The organism is Nostoc sp. (assembly GCF_036917465.1).
Taxonomy (GTDB): domain Bacteria; phylum Cyanobacteriota; class Cyanobacteriia; order Cyanobacteriales; family Nostocaceae; genus Nostoc.
In genome coordinates, this window is record NZ_JBALDL010000113.1 from 1 (window position 1) to 19,287 (window position 19,287).

General features: G+C 42.5%; 18 protein-coding genes and 1 pseudogene. 8 read left to right on the top strand and 11 right to left on the bottom strand.

The genetic code is table 11. From position 1 onward, the window contains the following. A pseudogene (locus V7K38_RS29390) lies at positions 1-203 on the top strand (hypothetical protein); the annotation flags it as partial. A gap of 404 nt (positions 204-607) precedes the next feature. Here the strand turns inward: V7K38_RS29390 and V7K38_RS29395 are convergent. From V7K38_RS29395 to V7K38_RS29405, 3 genes are all read right to left on the bottom strand, one after another. Then, the gene (locus V7K38_RS29395; RefSeq protein WP_334863332.1) at positions 608-2,152 is read right to left on the bottom strand and encodes a serine hydrolase; all 1,545 of its coding nucleotides are present in this window, start codon (positions 2,150-2,152) and stop codon (positions 608-610) included. Positions 2,153-2,327: 175 nt separating this feature from the next. Then, the gene (locus V7K38_RS29400; protein ID WP_334863366.1) at positions 2,328-3,068 is read right to left on the bottom strand and encodes an RNA methyltransferase; all 741 of its coding nucleotides are present in this window, start codon (positions 3,066-3,068) and stop codon (positions 2,328-2,330) included. A 460-nt stretch (positions 3,069-3,528) separates the two neighbouring features. Continuing rightward, entirely contained in the window at positions 3,529-3,969 is a 441-nt protein-coding gene (locus tag V7K38_RS29405) for a hypothetical protein (RefSeq protein WP_334863334.1), read from the bottom strand. Between the two features lie 351 nt (positions 3,970-4,320). On the opposite strand from V7K38_RS29405, the gene V7K38_RS29410 reads away from it, so the two are divergent. Beyond that, positions 4,321-4,560: a hypothetical protein gene (locus V7K38_RS29410; protein ID WP_334863336.1), complete on the top strand. Its 240-nt coding sequence runs from the start codon at positions 4,321-4,323 to the stop codon at positions 4,558-4,560. 78 nt (positions 4,561-4,638) lie between these two features. Here V7K38_RS29410 and V7K38_RS29415 read toward each other — a convergent pair whose 3' ends face one another. The 5 genes from V7K38_RS29415 to V7K38_RS29435 all read right to left on the bottom strand — a co-directional run bounded on the left by V7K38_RS29415 (position 4,639) and on the right by V7K38_RS29435 (position 8,294). Continuing rightward, a complete protein-coding gene (locus V7K38_RS29415) occupies positions 4,639-4,818 on the bottom strand; it encodes a hypothetical protein (RefSeq protein ID WP_334863338.1) in 180 nt (59 codons plus the stop codon). Between the two features lie 7 nt (positions 4,819-4,825). Further along, positions 4,826-5,503: a response regulator transcription factor gene (locus V7K38_RS29420; protein ID WP_334863340.1), complete on the bottom strand. Its 678-nt coding sequence runs from the start codon at positions 5,501-5,503 to the stop codon at positions 4,826-4,828. A gap of 86 nt (positions 5,504-5,589) precedes the next feature. Further along, the gene (gene era, locus V7K38_RS29425; RefSeq protein WP_334863342.1) at positions 5,590-6,564 is read right to left on the bottom strand and encodes a GTPase Era; all 975 of its coding nucleotides are present in this window, start codon (positions 6,562-6,564) and stop codon (positions 5,590-5,592) included. 499 nt (positions 6,565-7,063) lie between these two features. Next, positions 7,064-7,366 (bottom strand): urease subunit gamma, encoded by a 303-nt coding sequence (gene ureA / locus V7K38_RS29430; RefSeq protein ID WP_334863345.1) that lies wholly within the window; start codon positions 7,364-7,366, stop codon positions 7,064-7,066. Between the two features lie 88 nt (positions 7,367-7,454). Further along, positions 7,455-8,294 carry an urease accessory protein UreD gene (locus V7K38_RS29435; protein ID WP_334863347.1) on the bottom strand — a complete coding sequence of 280 codons (840 nt, stop codon included), beginning with the start codon at positions 8,292-8,294 and terminating at the stop codon, positions 7,455-7,457. 279 nt (positions 8,295-8,573) lie between these two features. On the opposite strand from V7K38_RS29435, the gene V7K38_RS29440 reads away from it, so the two are divergent. Beyond that, positions 8,574-9,431, top strand: a complete 858-nt coding sequence (locus V7K38_RS29440; RefSeq protein WP_334863349.1) for a ParA family protein — start codon at positions 8,574-8,576, stop codon at positions 9,429-9,431. Next, on the top strand, positions 9,431-9,850 hold the full coding sequence (locus V7K38_RS29445; RefSeq protein WP_334863351.1) for a hypothetical protein: 420 nt from the start codon (positions 9,431-9,433) through the stop codon (positions 9,848-9,850). The genes V7K38_RS29440 and V7K38_RS29445 overlap by 1 nt, the downstream gene beginning before the upstream one ends. A 133-nt stretch (positions 9,851-9,983) precedes the next feature. Here V7K38_RS29445 and V7K38_RS29450 read toward each other — a convergent pair whose 3' ends face one another. Together V7K38_RS29450 and V7K38_RS29455 are read right to left on the bottom strand one after the other, a co-directional pair. Beyond that, positions 9,984-13,190, bottom strand: a complete 3,207-nt coding sequence (locus V7K38_RS29450) for a glycoside hydrolase family 15 protein (protein ID WP_334863368.1) — start codon at positions 13,188-13,190, stop codon at positions 9,984-9,986. Positions 13,191-13,362: 172 nt separating this feature from the next. Then, the gene (locus tag V7K38_RS29455; RefSeq protein WP_334863353.1) at positions 13,363-14,883 is read right to left on the bottom strand and encodes an ABC transporter permease subunit; all 1,521 of its coding nucleotides are present in this window, start codon (positions 14,881-14,883) and stop codon (positions 13,363-13,365) included. Between the two features lie 92 nt (positions 14,884-14,975). Between V7K38_RS29455 and V7K38_RS29460 the strand changes: the two genes are divergently transcribed. From V7K38_RS29460 to mgtE, 3 genes are all read left to right on the top strand, one after another. Then, positions 14,976-15,281 carry a hypothetical protein gene (locus V7K38_RS29460; RefSeq protein WP_334863355.1) on the top strand — a complete coding sequence of 102 codons (306 nt, stop codon included), beginning with the start codon at positions 14,976-14,978 and terminating at the stop codon, positions 15,279-15,281. Then, the gene (locus tag V7K38_RS29465; protein WP_334863357.1) at positions 15,278-16,018 is read left to right on the top strand and encodes a class I SAM-dependent methyltransferase; all 741 of its coding nucleotides are present in this window, start codon (positions 15,278-15,280) and stop codon (positions 16,016-16,018) included. Before V7K38_RS29460 ends, V7K38_RS29465 begins: the two co-directional genes overlap by 4 nt. Positions 16,019-16,301: 283 nt before the next feature. Next, a complete protein-coding gene (mgtE, locus tag V7K38_RS29470) occupies positions 16,302-17,654 on the top strand; it encodes a magnesium transporter (protein ID WP_334863360.1) in 1,353 nt (450 codons plus the stop codon). 145 nt (positions 17,655-17,799) lie between these two features. Here mgtE and V7K38_RS29475 read toward each other — a convergent pair whose 3' ends face one another. After that, the gene (locus V7K38_RS29475) at positions 17,800-17,970 is read right to left on the bottom strand and encodes a hypothetical protein (protein ID WP_334863362.1); all 171 of its coding nucleotides are present in this window, start codon (positions 17,968-17,970) and stop codon (positions 17,800-17,802) included. On the opposite strand from V7K38_RS29475, the gene V7K38_RS29480 reads away from it, so the two are divergent. Beyond that, positions 17,944-18,957 (top strand): aspartate carbamoyltransferase catalytic subunit, encoded by a 1,014-nt coding sequence (locus V7K38_RS29480; protein WP_334863364.1) that lies wholly within the window; start codon positions 17,944-17,946, stop codon positions 18,955-18,957. The two genes, V7K38_RS29475 and V7K38_RS29480, sit on opposite strands and share 27 nt — an antisense overlap. Positions 18,958-19,287 lie beyond the last annotated feature (330 nt).

Below are 19,287 nucleotides of genomic sequence, written 5' to 3' on the forward strand. Positions count from 1 at the left end.
ACGGAGGAACAGGCATCAGTCAATATGCCATATGTTTCGGGAAATCATATTTCCTAGTTACAAGCCCCATCCCCTCGTGGGTGGGGCAGTTGACTGTTCAACAAACCGGCATGGCCGCTGGCTCAGTTTCTGGTGCTTTGTTACAGCTGGAACTTATGGGTTTAGTTTCGCAACTGCCAGGAATGAGATATCAAAAAAGTTAAAATCTCTGCTTTCCTCTCTGTGTTGCGCCATTTGCTTCTCCTGTGGTCGACGCTGCGCGAACAAGTCGGGGAACCGCCAGTGCGTTGCGGGGGTTCCCCCCGTTGTAGCACCTGGCGCAACACAGAGAAAAGAGTAATTATCACCAAATCAAGGGTTAAAGACCCCTACGTCTATACGTAGTATTCTTACAAAGTTGGGCGCACGGAAACCGTGACGCACCCACTTTGCGCTCAGTTGAGTTGGGGTTTTAATCCCCGACTCCAACTGTCTTTAATTTTGAAGTAATAAGTAATGGGTATTTACTCATTACTCATTACTCATTACTCATTTAATGTCCAAAAATTTTACCCACCTTGAAAGGGCGAGTCCTAGAATAAAACCATTTTTAATTATAAATTAATAATTATCTTGGGGGATAATATTGCGGATTCATAACTGGAGATTGATAACCATTTGGCACAGGATTCACAACAGGGGGTTGATAACCACTCATGGGTACAGTGCCTGTTGTACCGTTGGGTAAAGCCGGATTCGCTACTTGGGGCTGATAACCATTTGTGGGTATAGTAGTGGTACTGTTGGGTGTAACAGCATTTTGGCTAAACTCTTCGTAGGCAGCGCGAGAAATTGAGCTAATCAGTTTTTCGGCGCGAGGGTCGTTTTCGGGACGTTGTACCATGACAGTGGCTATATAGCGCTTGCCAGTTGGAACAACAATTAAACCTGTGTCTGCCAGCATAGTACCAATATCGCCCGTTTTGTGGAATGCTCTTGCGCCTGTTCCCAAACCCGATGGTAGCAGAGTATCTCTTTGGGTACGACGCAAGATATCGAGCATGAGATCGCGTGATGGCATACTGACTAAATTTCCCTGACTCACAATAGCCATCAAATTCCCCAATTCTTTGGGACTAGTAGTATTTGTCCCTTGCAAATCTGGGAGTTGATTACGAATTGTGGTGGTTGTCAATCCCCAGGTGCGAAAACGCTGGTTTAACGCTTCCATCCCTCCTAGTCGGGCAATCAGCATATTTGTCGCCGTGTTGTCGCTGATTGTAATCATTTTAGTGACAACTTCCAGAGCGGCGTACTTGGTTCCGGCTGGTTTGTATTGCAGATTTCCAGAACCGCCAGCTATCATCTCCTGTTGCATAGTCAGCATTTCATCCAGGCGAATTTTCCCCGCGTCCACATCCTGGAAAAAGGCAAGTAAAATTGGCACTTTAATTGTGCTAGCTGCCGGAAAACTGGTAGAGGCGTTGACATCTACATAATTACCAGTATCTAAATCTACCAAGAAAACGCCTGGTGTAAGACTTGGGTTGGTGGTCGCCAAATTTTGCACGGCATTTTTTAAGGAAATAATTTCCTGGGATAAGTATAGGCTCGAAGTTGCCACTGGGGGAGCTTGAGTAGGTTGTGGCTGCGATCGCGCCACATTACTATTAGATTGGGGCGCAGGAGTTGTACTGATGCGATTAGCCGGGTCTAATACTGACAACACCGTGCCAACAATTGCACCCATGCCAACACCCACAATCAACAACCGCACAACATACAACATGGTTTTGGCCATTGGCTTTAATCGCGTTTTGTGCGATGTTCGTCTGCCGACTTTTGGCTTCTCCATCCGCACTGTTTTCACCATCACAGCCCCTGGTCGAAAGGGAGGAGTTTTCCCTTTCACAGTCGGTATGGGTTTTACTGCCGTTGGCATGACTAAACCCGATTTTACCCTGCTGCTGCGCGTAGCATTAGGGCTTGGGGGAGGACTAATGCGATTTTTGGGGCGTGCTAGCGCCGCTTTTTGTCCATTGACTGCTTGCTGCTGGCTGTTGTTAGCTTTAACTTTCTTTTGTGCTACTTTTTGAACTTTTTGTGGACGTTGGCGGCGATTTAAGGGTTGTCGCCGCGAGAAAGCTGTTAGTTCGTCACCTGACTCTGACACAGTTACTCCTTGTGACCTACTTGACTGTTTTCTTGCAGACTCCTGACCCAAAATTTAATCTTTAAGCAATATTTAGTACTCAAATTCCACTTTGCCACTAAGTAGCAGTTTTGTGTTTAGTTTAAGCTATGTTAAATATTTTGGGGGGATGATTGCGTATATATTAAACGAATAATTACAAGTTTTCACCATCCCTCTGGTTTTTTAGCGCCCATTCTACCTGTTGCAAAATTCCTCGGAGCATGGCTACTTCCCCAGTTTTCAGGTGAGCGCGATTATACAATTGGCGAAATTTTCCCATCCGACTAGCTGCCGTATGCGGATATACATAACCAATTTTCAGTAGTAGTGATTCTAATTGCTGGTAGTATCCTTCCACAACATCTAAGGGAGCAAGTTCAGGTTGGATTATGCTCTGAGTATTAGGTTGCTGGGCGCATTGTGACAATTCATAACAACAGATTGCTACGGCGGTTGCCAAATTTAGGGCTACATAATCTGGACTTGTGGGAATAGCAACAAACCTCTGTGCATAATTTAATTCTTCATTGCTTAATCCCCGATCTTCTCTGCCAAAAATCAGGGCTGCGGGTTTTTCTGGTTCCTCTAGTAACCAGGGTAGTGCAGTGCGGGGATTTTCTAAGGGTGTTTCTAAACTGCGAACGCGACCAGTGGTAGCGATCGCTCGTACACATCCATGCAATGCTTCTGGTAAGGTCGGCACTAATACCGCAGATTCGATAATTTCCTGACCATGAACAGCCATCATCAAAGCTTCTGTCGATAGCGGATCGCATTGGGGGTTCACTAATACTAAATTATATAGCCCGAAATTTTTCATGACTCTGGCGATCGCCCCGATATTGATCGGCCCAGCTGGTTCTACCAACACAATTCTTAATCCAGCCAAGCTCATTTTTTGCCTCCTGCGATCGTACCAATAAGATATTTTTAGGCTAATTTTCAGCATTGTGGTTCTGCTGAAGAGTTTCCTTGAAATTATTTTACCTGTGTCAGGTCTGAACAGTTCAGCGCAATCTCCGCCGTTCAGTTAGTCGTTCGTCGCTATTTATAAGATAAGTTACCTGCTTTAATCATCCTAGCGATCGCACCGACATTAATCGGCCATATCATAGTTTGTCGTTATTCAATTGCAGTCAGAGGATTGAAAATTAGTTAGCGGGACTTAAACAAAAATTAAGCCCAAATAAAGCCTAAACTTGCTTTATAAGCGGCAAACACGTCGTGGTTCAATATTTAATATGCAAACAGAATCAGAAGTGCGATCGCTCGCGTCCATTGCAGTAGCGATCGCACTGCGATTTCTGAAGTCTGGGGGATCTTGCTACAGCATGAAATTTGACACGCTTCAGCTTTTATGAGCCGACAGTGACTGGGTAAGATAACACAAAGGGTTTGAAATTAGCTCCAGATTTAGAAGTACCGCTTAACTCCAAATCATAAGCTCCTACTTTGGGAAATACGATGTCGGCTCCGGGAATGCTTTTATATTGCTTGGTTGATACACTATGTAAACTTGGCTTCAGCAATGGGGTATCAGTTTTGGTGTGAGGTTGAGGATAGACAGCCAACTGACAGTTACATTGTGTCAGAGGGATTAGTTGCCCGCCTCTATGGGTGAGGACAATCCAAGCATGAGCGGTTTTGCCAGCTTCAGGATTGTCATGGGGTTCAATATGCAGCATCCCGCCCACATCTTGTGAAACCTTTTCAGTGTGGGCATTAACTGGTGTGGCAATCAGAACCGAAATTAATAATAGCCATCCCAAATTTTTCTCTAGGGTAAAGTGGAACATAGAGTTTTTTAGAGTAAGTGAACTAAACCAGGCGGACTGGGGAAAGGCAATTAAAGGAAAATTCAAAAAGATTTTTGATGCTATTTTCCACCAGATATTTAAGAACGATAATTTTAAAAGAATAGTTGCGTCAAAAGACAACCTGTCAAACTTGGCCGGAAAATTCCTTACTAACTACTAAGACTCAATCCCAACTAAAAACTCGTTGACTCCTAAACCTTTACCTCAATATCTAACTTAAAGCTATATCAGCTTATTACTTATGATAGTTACTAAAACTAACTTGGATGAGTGAAAGTAGTCAGAGTGATGAGTAAAGAGTAAATATACTTAGTAGCTGAGGGTGAAAGCATGGATACGACAGGTAAGGTTCAAATTGTGGACTCGTCCTGGTGCGTTCCACTGCCGTTTAAAGAGTATGCAATGAGCCGAGTAACTGTCTATTTTTATAGTGATAGATGGGTTCCAATTAAATTTTGTTCTTTGGAAAAGGCAATTTTGCTTCACCATAAAGCTAACTTAGAAGGCAGGGAAATTTTATTATTTCCTGCTAATTTAGACCCTAATCAATTCTCAAACTCTTTTAACTAAAATGCATTTAGGTAGACTATTTTTCAAACATATTGACGACATAAAAATCGGCTATAGAGGCGCAGACAGTAAATGCGATTAAAAATTCGTGAGGATTTGAAAGCCAAAGGTGCGACTCAAAGAGGTTCGATGATTTTTTTCTAACCATCTCCGCCATTCTTCGCGGCTGGTTGGGCAGAAAGTGGGGAATTCATTATTAAGTTTGTATACACCAGTAATCTTACTTTGACTGAGGTTTATCTCTATATTTTGCTGCATTTGTTTTCTAAACCAACCCAGAACGGAGTGCCACAACTGCTGCTTGCACGCGATCGTCCACTGCTAATTTATTCATAATCCCTCGGACATGAGTTTTGATAGTGTTAGGACTGAGATAAAGTTTTTGAGCAATCTCTGGGTTACTTAAGCCGTCTACCATGAGTTTCAAAACTTCTAATTCACGTCCAGATAAATTAGCGTTGTTGCTGGTGGGTGCAGGCGGTTTGAGATTATCAATTACTCGCCGCGCGATTTGGGGATCGAGATAGGCTGCACCATCAACTGCGGCTGCGATCGCACTTAACAATCGTTCCACACTTGCACCTTTAATACAATACGCATCTGCACCGCTAGATAGCGCGGCAATAATTTCTGTCTCCGTTTGATGAGATGTCAGCATCACCACATGAGTTGCTGGTAGCGCCGCCTTAATTTGCTGTGTCGCTGCAATGCCATCCAATCGCGGCAATCCTATATCCATAACCACCAAATCGGGTTTTAGTTGTAGTGCAGCTTGAACTCCCAAATAACCATCTTCTGCTTGTCCAACAATCTCCAACTGAGGATGAGCCATTAACGATTGCTCTAATCCCAATTGCATCATCGGATCGTCTTCGACAATTAACACGCGCAATGGCGGAGCATTGACAGGTAAATTTAAGGGATAGCGAATATCTAAAGACATTTTTATTAATTAAGAGTCATTTCTTATTTGTCATTAGTCATTAGTCATTAGTCATTTGTTAATAACCAATGCCCAATGCCCAATTTTTATTCTTCGACGCGATAGCCTAACTCTGCTAAACTAATCCGCGACTGTCGCCATTTTGGTTGGACTTTGACAAACAATTCTAAGTAAACTTTGCCAGCGATTAATTTTTGGATTTGTTCGCGGGCTTCACTACCAATTGCTTTGAGCATTGCTCCACCTTTGCCAATGAGTATGCCTTTTTGAGAATCACGCTCAACGTTGATGGTAGCAAGTATACGGGTAATGCTGGGAGTTTCTTCTACTAGGTCAATTGCGATCGCTACTGAATGCGGTACTTCTTCACGAGTCAATAATAAAATTTGTTCTCGGATTAATTCACCCATAATAAAGCGCTCTGGCTGGTCAGTTACCAAATCTGGCGGGTAGTATAACGGCCCAATTTCTAAATGTTCAATTAATAATTCTTGAAGTTGCGGTAATCCTGCACTCGTCTTGGCAGAAAATTTCACAATTTCCCATTCATGAGACTGGGCCATCTGGGCGTAACTATCATCTAGAAATTGAGAATCGGGCGGTTGTTGGTCGGTTTTGTTCATGCCCAGAATCACCGGTGTTTTGCTACGACTGAGCAATTCGGCAATATAGCGATCGCCCGATCCACAAGCTACGGCTCCATCTACCACAAACAGTATTACATCTACCGATTCAATGGCAATTTTGGCATTTTGCACCAACACTTCCCCCAATTGATGATGGGGCTTATGAATTCCTGGCGTATCTACAAATATTAACTGTGCTTCTGGTGTAGTTAAAATGCCGCGCAAACGGTTCCGTGTAGTTTGCGCTACAGGGGAAGTTATGGCAATTTTTTGTCCTACCAATTGATTCATTAAAGTAGATTTACCGACATTTGGACGACCAACAATGCCGATAAAACCTGATTTAAAGTCAGGAGGAGCCTGTGGGATTGTCACTTCTCCTGAAAAAGAGAAGTTGTAATTATCAATACTAGTCAACTTTGGCTCCACCCTCATATTTTACAGCTGGGATAACTTGGTTTTTTCTTAGATACAAAACAGGCATAAAATTACCCTGGCATTTTTAGGGATTGTCTTTGCCGAGGTTTTATCTACTACTGCCTCTACACCTATATTTTACAGCTGAGATAACTTTGTTTTCTTTTTAGATACAAAACAAACATAAAATTACTTTGGCATTTACAAGGAGCGCATTTGCTTAGGTTTAACTAAATTTGGGGGTTTAAGTCCCCTTCCTATATAGGCAGCAGGTAATGGGCGTGGGGTTTAAGTCCTCTTCACTTATAAACCTCGTCCATTTTGAAACCTGGAGTGCGGGCATCTTGCCCGCTACTAGATGGGAGCAAGATGCTCCCACCACTTTTAAAAACTATGGTTCTCAAAATGGATGTGGTTTAACCATGTAACTTTTGAGATTCTCAACTCAGCACTGCTGAGTCGTTTTGTCTTTTCTTAGTCTAAACAGCAATTGAAACCAACGCAGCATGAAACAAATTTAACGAATTGGATTATGTACTGTCACTAACTTTGTACCATCAGGAAAAGTAGCTTCAACTTGCACATCATGCACCATTTCTGGTATCCCTTCCATGACATCTTTCCGCGTTAATAGTGTTGTACCATAACTCATTAATTCTGCTACAGTTTGCCCATCTCTAGCCCCTTCTAAAATAGCAGCAGAAATATAAGCAACTGCTTCAGGATAATTCAGTTTTAAACCTCTTCCTTTACGTCTTTCTGCTAATAAAGCAGCAGTAAAAATTAATAGCTTATCTTTTTCCTGCGGCGTAAGTTGCATTCCTCTCTCCTCTCTCTGTGTTGCGCCAGGTGCTTCAAGTCGGGAAACCCGCCCAACGCACTGGCTTCTCCGCGCCTCTGCGGTTCGTTTAAACCTGCCACACTCTTGGTATACAATTACCCCGATTCAAAAAAGAAACTCGCAGCACCTGCCAAACATCAATAAACCAGTTTCTTACCTCAGATGTAGAAGAACCGCGATATCGACATAATAATCCATGCTGTAATCGGCTAACACCCGCTTCTCCTTGCCCATTCCACAAATTTCGCGTTTTTTCAATTATTTCTCCTGAAACTGCACTACCAACCCAAACGAGACTACCTACTATTGGTTTTCCAGCCAAGCCGTGGGGACTGTGGAAAATGTCTTCGCTACCCCGTAACAATTGCCGATCGATCCATAATGGAACGCCTTGCTGCCAAATTTCGGTGTGCGATCGCCATTCTCCTTGTAAAAATTTTTCTCCCCTAGCACTGCGACCAAATCGGGTAATTTCCCAACCTAACCAACTGCTCCCAGTTGCTAATTCTACCCGTAAATCTTGCCGATAAATCGCGTCGTTAAATAAAATTGTCTCTTGCGGCAACCATTCTAAACAAGCACCAGCGTCAACTTGCATTTGGATGGTTTGTCTAGCTTGTAAGCCATTGCTGCGGTATATCTTGCTTGCAGCAGCCGTAGTAATTAAAGCTTGGGCTTCGGGTTGGAGGTGGATGTTAGAAGATAAGCGATCGCCTCCCACCACTCCCCCGGCTGTATGTAAAATGACACTATGACAGACTTTTTGCCCTTCTGGATAAAATGGGCGTTGTACTTTCAGAGGCGCTTGTTGGTGATTGTAAATTAACTGGGTTGCACCTTGGCGATCGGCATAGACTAAATTAAGTTTGCCATGCCAACCTTCTGCTATTTGTGAGTTGCAGGTCATTTATAAATTCAAGATTAAATTTGACGAGGATTACATTTTATTAATTCACCCTATCAGTGTTTTACCTGCAATTTATCCTTATTTTTTCGTTAACTTGAATACGGATTAGAACTTACGTAAAGACGCTAAGAATAACTGTGCATCAGTTTTTGTGTAGAAGAAATTGAACTGCAAAGCCGCAAAAATAATTACGATATTGAGAATTAACCTGTTACTTGGGTCTATTTTTAGGGAAACATACAACTGTAGCCCATCAAATGCATCAATCTACCAGAAATTATGACAGCTAAAGTGATAAGCGTTTGCAACCTCAAGGGTGGAGTTGGCAAAACTACCATCGTCATGGCATTAGCAGAATATTTAGCAGGCGATACCATGTACAAAAAGCGTGTACTTGCTATTGATCTTGATCCTCAAAGTAATTTGACTAGTGCCTTAATGTCTGAAGAGGTATGGGAAAAAGAATTTAACAATAGAGGTTTGACATTACCTTTTTTATTTAAAAATCCTGAATATTTTTTAGAGGATGCTAAAAATGAAAGTTTTATAGCTAAGTACAATATTTCAAACGTTAGGAATAGGAATTCTTTTTCTCAGCTACATCTTATCCCCAGCAGTCCAATCCTATTTGAAATTCAGGAAGATTTACCATCAGGCTATTATTCTTGTAACTTAAAACCTGTTGAGCTTATTCGTACAATTCTCAAACCTTTATTGAATAATTATGACTATATTTTAATAGACTGTGCCCCAAATATTAACAGAATAGTTAAAAGTGCATTTCTAGCTAGTGATGCTTGTATAATCCCTTGTGTCCCAAACCGAATGTCAATTCATGGATTAGATTTATTACTTGAACACATTGAAAACTTTAATAGAGATTATGTACATAACTTAAAACTAGTAGGAACTTTAATTTCGCGTTATAACGGAACTAAAGCTCAAACTGAAAATTTAAACTCTATTATTGTTAACCCTCTCTATCCGGCAGTTTTTGAAACCAAAATTCTAGAAAGAGCTATAATTGAAAGAGGTTTAGAATTGAGTAATTATTTGACATATAGACAAAAATATGATGATTCTCATGATTCTATGGTGAACTTAGCTAAAGAATTTATTCAACGAGTAGGTAGATAATGGAAAGCTCACAAATTGCAAACTTACTAAGGGCGATCGCAGAAGTTATAGAATCCGATCCAAAACTTGCCAAGGCTGTAGAAAAATGTCTAACTAATAGTTTAAACGCTCAAAAAAGTCAAGATTCATCCGACGCAGTACCAAAGCAGTTAGACGCTAATAAAACTCTTGACAATAGCGATATTATCCTAACTGAATGTCGGCAAATTTTACGCGAACAGGGTGAAGATAAACTAAAGTTTTACTTAACTGAGTTAGGAGAAAAAGTTAGAGAATTATTGAAATACGGCCAACTTGATCCAAAACGTTCTATACGTCGCCGGAAAGATTTGAATAGTATTATTGAGCATATTATTCAAAAATTGCAAGCTCAAGATAAAAGTGGAAAACTACTTGCAGCCTCAATCTCTAAAACATAATGTAGCTATTTATTCGCTAACTGGAATAACCACGTACAAGAATAGGCCGACTTCAATAAAGCAGGCCCAAAGCAGTATGCATTCTCTTGTTGTCTGCGTTTCTACCCTATGGGAAGGCGCAGCGCATCTGCGGTTAAAAATCTTTCACAAACTCCGTCAAGAACCTAAACGCTTTCAAAATATAATTAGCACAATCTCTAGGAGAAGTGTTGTAAAACGATCGCCATGCACTCGCCTTATCTTCATCATAGCGATCGCTGCGATGATTATGATTTTCTAGCCACGCCAATCGCACTGCATGTCCAATCAACACATCCAATACGATATATCCTTCGATTTGCAGCTTGGGATTATTCGCTGCGATCGCACCTAATTCGATTAATGCTTCAATATTAACTTGGCGGTATTCTGGAGCTTCAATTTTATTCAGTAAATGCTCAACTAACAGGGCAAAATTTCTTTCACCTGCTGTCATTTCTGACAGCATAATCTCACTATCTAAACGATTGCGCCGCTCTAGTTTATCGCCAATTACTAAGCCTTTGCAATGTTGCATTAATAACCAAACCTGCTTAAAAAATTCTTTTGGTACGCGCCCCGTCGCCCCCTCAGCTTGGCGAAACCGCCGCCAACCACCAGGTGGGACTTCTATTCCTTCGGCGATTCTTGGTAAAACCACCCAAGCAATATCACTTTCTTTTTGTTTGACGTGCAGTGATTCTTGTTGACGCAACAGGTTACTCATGCCAGAATATCCAGTTAATACCTGACGCAAACGCATTTTTACTTCAAAGGGTGAAAGTTGCATTAAGCGATCGTAAGCTTCATCTTGGGTAACGTGTAATTCCCGCGCTAGTTCGCTGGTTATCAATAAGATGAGATAGCCGACTCTCAGCGTTAGCAGTCCCTGAAATAGTTCGGGTTCTGAGCGAATTAAGATGCCAACATAGATTAAAATCTCTTGAGTGAGGACGCGATCGCGGATATCTTCACGACAAAAATGATTAATTTTATCGGCAATTTCATCGTGGGACATGGGTACGGTAATCAAAGACGTTTCACTGTAAGCTTTACCTACAGCAATTTGCTTACCCCGCACCAAAATACTCGTTACTGCATCCGATAGGCTGATATCAACCATAAGCCGTAACCCCGCAGCCCGACGCACTACTGCCCAAATGCCCAAATCTCCAGCTTTGGTGTAAACTTCATCGAGTAAATCTCCTACTGTGACAGGATATCCTGGGCCACCATACCCCGTATCAAATTCCATTCCTTGCAAGCGAGTTAAAGTTTGCAATAACTCAATTTGCTCGTAGATATTCTCTGATGCGTGCAAATAAGAAAGTAATAATCCGAAATTAGTTTCATACTCCATTTGAAATTCTTGAGTATGCCCTAAGCGCCAGCTTTTCTCAGGGTGATAAGCCAAATAATAGCAACGTAGCCCAGCATTTTTTACTGGCGATCGCGCGAATTCTGCATTTGGTAGAAAATCAATTCTTTGAATTCCAGCCGTCAGCATTAACTGATTTAGCCGCCCTAATTTCACCCGCACACCGTTACAAACACCATCTTTGAGTTCTTGCATCAGTTCTAGTAATGCTTCCGAACCGATTTCTAACATGGTGTGTGTCAACATTAAAGTTAAGGTGGGACGGCCTAAATCGCTCCAATATTTTTGAATATAAGCTAGTTCGCTTCTAATTTGATCTAATAGGAAATGGTAATCAAGGGTTAAGTAAAACTGTTGAGAGTCGGAAAATGAAGGCAGAAATACAATTGTTTCACCGCTAATCCGAAATATTCTTGATGTTGTCAAACTCCGCAGCCGTCTCACTGGCCGCCCGGTTAAACCGAGTTTATCATTACGTCCAATTTGGGTATAAATAGCTGATAATTCTCCAGCTTTTCTCACCTGAATTGGTTCAACTTGGGTAGGCGTTTGTGTTTCAATCCCGTGAACTTCTAGTTTCGTCTGTAAATCTTCATCTTCTGCCAATAAAGCAATTTGTACCAACGATTCGCGTTGTTTTCCCACACACAGATGTCTTCCCAAAGGATCGATATCACCAACCGCTACCAACCCTTCACTCAACATTTGACTAAGAAAATATAAACTCTGCGCCCACACTAAAGGAATATTTTCATTAGGCAAACGTGGTTGCGTTTGGGGTGCTAAGTTTTCTGCTTCTATGTTTTCGGCGGGAACATAATAAAGTTCTGGCAGTAAACGCAACCCATCTTGTTCTATAAGTAATGATTCTAAAAGATTTTGGTATTTCTTAACTTGTTCTTGTTCGCCGCGAAATAATCCATCTAGAACTAAATAAGTGAAAAATAATGGCCATTCGCATTCAATATGCTCAAATTGCTTGAGTTCCCACGGTTCGTAGTGTAAACGTTGATTATCTTCTAAAACGGTTTGGTGTCCATCACGCAGAAAGCGTTTGCAGCCGTATTTACCTGCGAGTTTATTGATAATATCGTTTAAAGTGCGATCGCGTAACTCCAAATCTTCCACTGCAAAGGCAGGATAACTAATAATACTTAACAGCGCTGCATCAATTTCTTTGGAACCAGATTCCCTCGGCAGTAAGGATTCTAAAGTAATCCGGGCGCGGGCGATTTCATCTGGTAGTACGTGAATCACCGATGCTTGACTACCATGCACACCAAACAAATCCAGTCCGTTGATAGCTTCTAAAGCCGCTTTTGCCATGCCTACAGAACTGGCATTTAACTCAGCACTACCACGATTAATTTTATTCCCACGTTCCCAAATGCCGTAATCTGGTGTGCGGTAAGCTCGTCCAATGTAGTAAACCAAATTTTGGACGAAATTAACTTCATCAATCGTATAAATGATTTGCAATCCCCCAGCCGTCATTTGCCCCAACATCAGCAAAAATATAGATGTGGCATCAAGTTGCAAATGTCCCCATTTATCATCACCAACAACAATGTCACCAGTCGCGGTATTATATTTGGCGTGTAATCCATCTAGTAGCGACTGAGTGTGTTTAAATGTCTCTACTTTATGAGCCTGTCGCATCATCGCAAAGAGCAACCCGCGCATCAATTTAACGACACTGTGTTCTAGTTCATAAGTGCGTCCCTTATCGTCGTCAATTTTGCGGTATGCAAGTCCTAAACCCCAAACTGCCAAAATACTGTAAACATTGTCTCGCACCCAAGCATCGGTATAATCGCCGTGGGCTGTAATCGCTGTACTCGCAGGTAGTAAACCAGTAATTGGATTCTGTCGAGTAAGAATTATCGTTTTAATTTGCTGGTAGTAATAGTCCAGACGAGTTAGCAATTCGGTAGATGTTTTCATGATTTGGTTCAGAACTAGTTGCAAAATTGAATCCTGTGACTCTAAACCAAGCCAGAACAAGTTCTGTAATGGTTGATGGGACAACAAGCTAAGGGTGCTGAGAGTGTCAATATTATCTCCTGTTAGTTGACTTCTGGGTACTGAATTTTTTGAAAATCTGTGGCGATCGCTATCACTTGCTTTTTTGTTTAACGCGATTGAGCGATCGCTCAAAGCGACTAAAGGCTTGAGAAGAAAGCAGGGTCAGAAATAAATAGACCAAGGCAACAGTGGCATAAATTTCAAATGAACGATAGTTCTCAGCTACAATCAGCTGTCCTTTGCGGAACAACTCTTCAAACCCAATGATAGCGACTAAGCTGGTGTCTTTGAGCAGGCTAATGAACTCATTGCCCAGAGGTGGCAACATTCGCCGCAGGGCTTGAGGAAAGATTACATAGCGCATCGTTTGTATTGAGCTTAAACCCAGTGATTGAGAGGCTTCTGCTTGCCCAGGCTCAATTGATTGAATGCCTGCTCGGACAACTTCCGCAATGTAGGCAGCGCTATTAAGACTCAACGCAATCACTGCTGCTGCTAAACGATTTAAAGTGAAGGTGAAACCAAAATTTTGGACTAAAGCAGGTAACCCAAAGTAAATCATAAAAATCTGCACCAGCAACGGCGTTCCCCGGAAAAAATCTACATACGCTCTCGCAATCCAGGGCAAAGGCGGAGTGGGGAAAAGGCGAACAATTCCAATCAGTGTACCCCCGATTATACCTAGTAAGGCTGAGATTGCTGTGAGTTCAAGTGTTACTAAAGCCCCACTTAGCAAGATGGGTAAGGACTTAAAGATAATGCTTAGTGAGGTAAATAGTTGAGATACGCCTTTTTGGGGAGTCTGATTTTTGATGGGTGATTTTTCTGGTAGTTGTGGCGGTTGAATACCAAACCACTTTTGGTAGATTTTGGCGTAAATACCATTTTTCAACACCGTTTCTAGACCTTGGTTAATCGCTTGCAAGTTGGGCGATCCTTTAGGTGTAGGAATGCCATAAAATTCTTCTGTTAACAGACTGCTGACCACTTTGAGTCCCTTAAGGTTGCCGCTCTTTATGCCATATAAGATAACCACCTGATCGTTAAGAACGGCATCGACATTACCATTGATTAATGCTTGAAGGGTTACAGGTGAATCATTAAAAGTGCGAATTTCAGAGCCGGGAATATTTTTAGCCTTTTGTGCGCCAGTTGTTCCAATTTGCACGCCAATGGTTTTGTTTTTAAGATCATTGAAATTGGTAATGTTTTGATTATCTGTGCGGGTGACGATCGCTAGTCCTGATTTGAAGTAAGGACGCGAGAAAGAAATTGTCTTCACCCGTTCGGCAGTAATCGTCATTGCCGCAACTGCGGCATCTACAGTTTGCGTTTGCAATGCTGGAATCATACCAGCAAAAGGCATATTTTGATACTTAACTTTAAAGCCAGCAGATTGGGCGATCGCATTCATCAAATCAATGTCAAAGCCTTGCAACTCACCACTGGCAGATTGAAACTCGAAAGGCGGAAAGGTAGGTTCTGTAGCAACCGTAAGTGTATTATCAGGAGTGGAACCATCTGTGATACAACCTGAAAGTAAAAGTAGACAGCTTAAGCTGAAGCCAAAAGCTAACTGACGTAACCAAAGGACAACAGTTGATCCAGTCATATTATTTAGAGTTTTCCAAAAATACTCAAGCTTAGTAAAGCATTTCATTAATTTGTAGCGAATTAAATTTGGTAATACCCTGCAATGCCAACGTGTTGGCTTACAATGCCAATGCGTTGGCTTACAATGCCAACGTGTTGGCTTACAATGCCAACGTGTTGGCTTACAATGCCAATGCGTTGGCTTACAATGCCAACGTGTTGGCTTACAATGCCAATGCGTTGGCTTACAATGCCAATGTGTTGGCTTACAATGCCAATGCGTTGGCTTACAATGCCAATGCGTTGGCTTACAATGCCAACGTGTTGGCTTACAATGCCAATGTGTTCCCCTGCATTAAAAACGCTAGGCTTTTACGCAAAATTGAAAATTCACTTTCTAAATCAAATTCAAAATGATTGTAAATACATTTGATGGTAACAGCGTATTCGAGGAAGATTATCTTTACTTTTATGAAACGTTGTTGACACCAAAGCGGACTAAACACGAAGTTGACCTCATTTGCCGATTGCTAGATTTACAACCAGGGATGAGTATTTTAGACTTAGCTTGTGGGCATGGACGGATTGCTAATCAGCTAGCGGCTCGTGGCTATCATCTGATTGGACTTGATGCAACAGCTTTCTTCTTAGAAAAAGCAAATCAAGATGCGGTTAGCAATGGTGTTAAGGTAGAGTACCTTCAAGGCGATATGCGTTCCCTACCCTTTAGCGATCGCTTCAACTGCATCATCAACTGCTTCACAGCCTTTGGTTACTTCGACGATCGTGAAAATAGATCGGTCTTAACCGAAGCGTATCGCGCTCTAAAAGTAGGTGGCAAATTACTAATTGATATTCAGAATTTTAGCCGCGTCTTACAAGAATTTACACCGGAGTTAATTACTGAGCGTGAGGGAAATTATATGCTCGCACGCACACGCTACGATGCGCTTACCAATCGTACCCATACCGAGCGGATTATCATTCGTGATGGCCAAGTGCGGCACGGTCAATACTTTGTTCGCAATTTTACCTTTCCCGAAATCCGCGATTGGCTCCTGCAAACGGGCTTTTGCGAAGTAGAGGGCTATGGTTATGATGGCGAACCGTTCGCGCTTGATAGCCGCCGAATGATTGTGGTAGCAAGCAAATAAAGAGTTCTACTGCGAATCAGTGGTGAGAGGATGTCAACCATTCAGTTTCAGAGCAATTAAATTACTCAAAGCTGAGAATATCACAGAGACTGAATGTTAATATTCAGTAGCTACCGGAGAGTACTATTCCGGGTTAAGATGATGACTAGCGATGCCTTGATTTAAATATCGATATTGAATTGTTGAAATTTTATGGGCAATAGTCCACCAGATGGCAGTATCAACCTCCTCTGAACTGGCGAGGAAGTCTCCCAGCGCGGGGGAGACTTAGGAGATATATCTCATGCTCACACAAGATATTCGGGATTTGCTGACTGATACTACCGATTTAAACCAGTTGAAATGGGATTTAAATCGCTTGCAACCTGTGGATGTGGGAGAATACATTACACAATTACCTGAAAAACAACGGGCGATCGCATTCCGTTTACTCAATAAAGCTCAGGCAATTGATGTATTTGAATATCTGCCAACAGATGTGCAAGAAGAACTACTTAATTCTCTGCATGATGTCCAAGTAGTGCAACTTGTAGAAGCCATGAGTCCCGACGAACGGGCAGAATTGTTTGATGAACTACCTGCTGGGGTAATCAAACGGCTATTGCAAGAACTGAGTCCAGAAGAAAGGCAAGCAACAGCAACGATTCTCGGCTATCCAGAAGGCACGGCTGGGCGGGTGATGACAACCGAATATGTTCGGTTGCGCCAAGGATTGACTGTAGGTGAAGCCCTAAACAAAATCCGCCGTCAGGATGAAGACAAGGAAACGATTTACTACGCCTACGTCACCGATGACAACCGGACGCTGGTGAGAGTAGTTTCACTGCGCCAATTATTGTTTACCTTTCCCGATGTTTTCATCAAAGATATTGCGAGCGATCGCGTCATCAAAGTTACAACTGAAACCCCTCAAGAAGAAGTGGCGCGAATCATGCAGCGCTACGACTTAATTGCTATCCCCGTCGTCGATCGGGAAGACCGATTAGTTGGCATTGTCACCATTGATGATGTCATGGATATTTTGGAAGAGGAAGCCACAGAAGATATCCAAAAACTGGCGGGTGTCAGTGGTGATGAAGTTGCTTTATCCTCTCCTTTACTCACCATTCGCAACCGCTTGCCTTGGCTGTTGGGCATCATGGCAATGTATATTGGTGCAGCCAGTGCGATCGCGCCTTTTCAATCTGTAATTGCCGCAGTGCCAGTTTTAGCAGTCATTATGCCGATTTTCTCTAACACTGGTGGTACTGTTGGGATTCAATCATTAACGGTGACAATTCGCGGCTTAGGAGTGGGAGAAGTAACACCTAAAGATACCTTGAAAATTCTCCGCAAAGAACTTCTAGCTGGTTTAGGTACAGCCGTAGCTTTAGCCACAACCATGATCCTGCTTTCCTTAATTTGGGCGCGACCCCAAGAACGATGGGTAGCTTTAATTGCCGGCATGGTCATGGCAACTAATACAATTGTGGCTGTTACACTCGGCACGTTACTGCCAATGGGTTTGACACGGCTGAAGCTTGACCCTGCTTTGGTTAGTGGGCCGTTAGTGACTACAATGCTAGATACAATTGGGTTTTTAACGTTCCTTAGCCTAATTTCTCTAGCTTTAAACGTTTTCCATTTACCAACTTGAAGGCATTGGGCATTGGGCATTAGGCATTGGGCATGGGGCATTGGGCATTGGGCATGAGGCATTAGGCATTGGGCATTAGGCATTGGGCATTAGGCATTAGGCATTAGGCATTAGGCATTAGGCATTAGGCATTAGGCATTAGGCATTAGGCATTAGGCATTGGGTATTCTCCCAGTCCCCAGTCCCCAGTCCCCAGTCCCCAGTCCCCAGTCCCCAGTCCCCAGTCCCCAGTCCCCAGTCCCCAGTCCCCAGTCCCCAGTCCCCACTCCCCACTCCCCAGTCCCCAAACATGCCTACTAACACCTGGAATCGTCATCACATTCTTTCCCTAGCTGACTTCACTACCACTGAATATGATACCGTTTTGCAAACTGCGGCCTCTTTTCAAGAGGTGCTATCGCGGCGGACGAAGAAAGTGCCAACTTTGCAGGGACAGGTGGTAGCGAATTTATTTTTTGAATCTTCTACCCGGACTCGCAGCAGTTTTGAACTGGCGGCGAAACGCTTAAGTGCAGATACTCTGAATTTCGCCGCAGCCACATCTTCCATGACTAAGGGAGAGACAATTCTTGACACGGCGAAGACTTATTTGGCAATGGGAACTGATATTATGGTAGTCCGCCATCGTGAGGCAGGAGTACCAAATGCGATCGCGGCTGAGATGGATCGTCTAGGTGTACGAGTTAGTGTCCTCAATGCTGGTGATGGTCAACATGAACATCCTTCCCAAGCACTGCTAGATTTATTTACCATTTGTACTCTAATTGATCCAGCTAGCCCCCGACTAGAACTTTTAAAGGGTAAAAAGATTGCCATTGTTGGAGATATTCTCCATTCTCGTGTGGCGCGATCGAATATTTGGAGTTTAATTGCTAGTGGTGCCGAAGTGCATCTTGCAGCCCCACCAACCCTCTTACCAAAATTATTTGCTGAGTATATCTGTGAAGAGTTAGGAGTCAGAAGTTATTCGCCTACTCCCCAACTTTTTCTACATTGGCAGCTAGAACCAGCTTTACAAGATGCCGATTTTGTGATGACTCTACGCCTCCAAAAGGAACGGATGACGGCTCATTTGCTGCCAAGTTTGCGAGAATATCATCATCTGTTTGGCATTACACGCACAAAGTTGCAACTTTGTAAACCTAATGTAAAAGTTCTGCATCCAGGCCCAGTTAATCGGGGTGTTGAAATTAGTTCTGAATTGATGGATGACTCAGAATTTAGTCTTATTCAATCGCAAGTTACTAGCGGTATCGCCGTTCGGATGGCTTTACTATATTTGTTAGGCAGTGGCAAGGCTTAATAAGCTGAAAAATATTTAAGTCGCATAATCAAATTAAATCAAACTCTTGTGGAGTGGGCATCTTGCCACTGATGTCAACTTAAGCTCAAAGCTTTGTCCCCCAGCCGTTTTACCCCCCTTAATCTAGGCTGTTAACTTTGCACCTTTTCAGGGGTTAAAAATTCATGCACAATACTTTCCAATCCAAGAGGAGTAAAATTTCCAGTGGAAAAAGTTATTTTTCGCGTTCTTTAAGTACTGGAGTTTAGACTAAAAGCGATATGAGAGAACGCAAACCAAATGGAATTAGAGGTTAAAAATATTATCTTGTCAGTCTCAAAGCATCCGCGA

Coding starts and splice junctions, on each gene's coding strand:
- V7K38_RS29400 (WP_334863366.1), bottom strand. CDS start 3,068: ATGAGCTTGGCTGGATTAAGAATTGTGTTGGTAGAACCAGCTGGGCCG.
- V7K38_RS29405 (WP_334863334.1), bottom strand. CDS start 3,969: ATGTTCCACTTTACCCTAGAGAAAAATTTGGGATGGCTATTATTAATT.
- V7K38_RS29410 (WP_334863336.1), top strand. CDS start 4,321: ATGGATACGACAGGTAAGGTTCAAATTGTGGACTCGTCCTGGTGCGTT.
- V7K38_RS29415 (WP_334863338.1), bottom strand. CDS start 4,818: ATGCAGCAAAATATAGAGATAAACCTCAGTCAAAGTAAGATTACTGGT.
- V7K38_RS29420 (WP_334863340.1), bottom strand. CDS start 5,503: ATGTCTTTAGATATTCGCTATCCCTTAAATTTACCTGTCAATGCTCCG.
- era (WP_334863342.1), bottom strand. CDS start 6,564: ATGAGGGTGGAGCCAAAGTTGACTAGTATTGATAATTACAACTTCTCT.
- ureA (WP_334863345.1), bottom strand. CDS start 7,366: ATGCAACTTACGCCGCAGGAAAAAGATAAGCTATTAATTTTTACTGCT.
- V7K38_RS29435 (WP_334863347.1), bottom strand. CDS start 8,294: ATGACCTGCAACTCACAAATAGCAGAAGGTTGGCATGGCAAACTTAAT.
- V7K38_RS29440 (WP_334863349.1), top strand. CDS start 8,574: ATGACAGCTAAAGTGATAAGCGTTTGCAACCTCAAGGGTGGAGTTGGC.
- V7K38_RS29445 (WP_334863351.1), top strand. CDS start 9,431: ATGGAAAGCTCACAAATTGCAAACTTACTAAGGGCGATCGCAGAAGTT.
- V7K38_RS29450 (WP_334863368.1), bottom strand. CDS start 13,190: ATGAAAACATCTACCGAATTGCTAACTCGTCTGGACTATTACTACCAG.
- V7K38_RS29455 (WP_334863353.1), bottom strand. CDS start 14,883: ATGACTGGATCAACTGTTGTCCTTTGGTTACGTCAGTTAGCTTTTGGC.
- V7K38_RS29465 (WP_334863357.1), top strand. CDS start 15,278: ATGATTGTAAATACATTTGATGGTAACAGCGTATTCGAGGAAGATTAT.
- mgtE (WP_334863360.1), top strand. CDS start 16,302: ATGCTCACACAAGATATTCGGGATTTGCTGACTGATACTACCGATTTA.
- V7K38_RS29480 (WP_334863364.1), top strand. CDS start 17,944: ATGCCTACTAACACCTGGAATCGTCATCACATTCTTTCCCTAGCTGAC.
- V7K38_RS29475 (WP_334863362.1), bottom strand. CDS start 17,970: ATGACGATTCCAGGTGTTAGTAGGCATGTTTGGGGACTGGGGAGTGGG.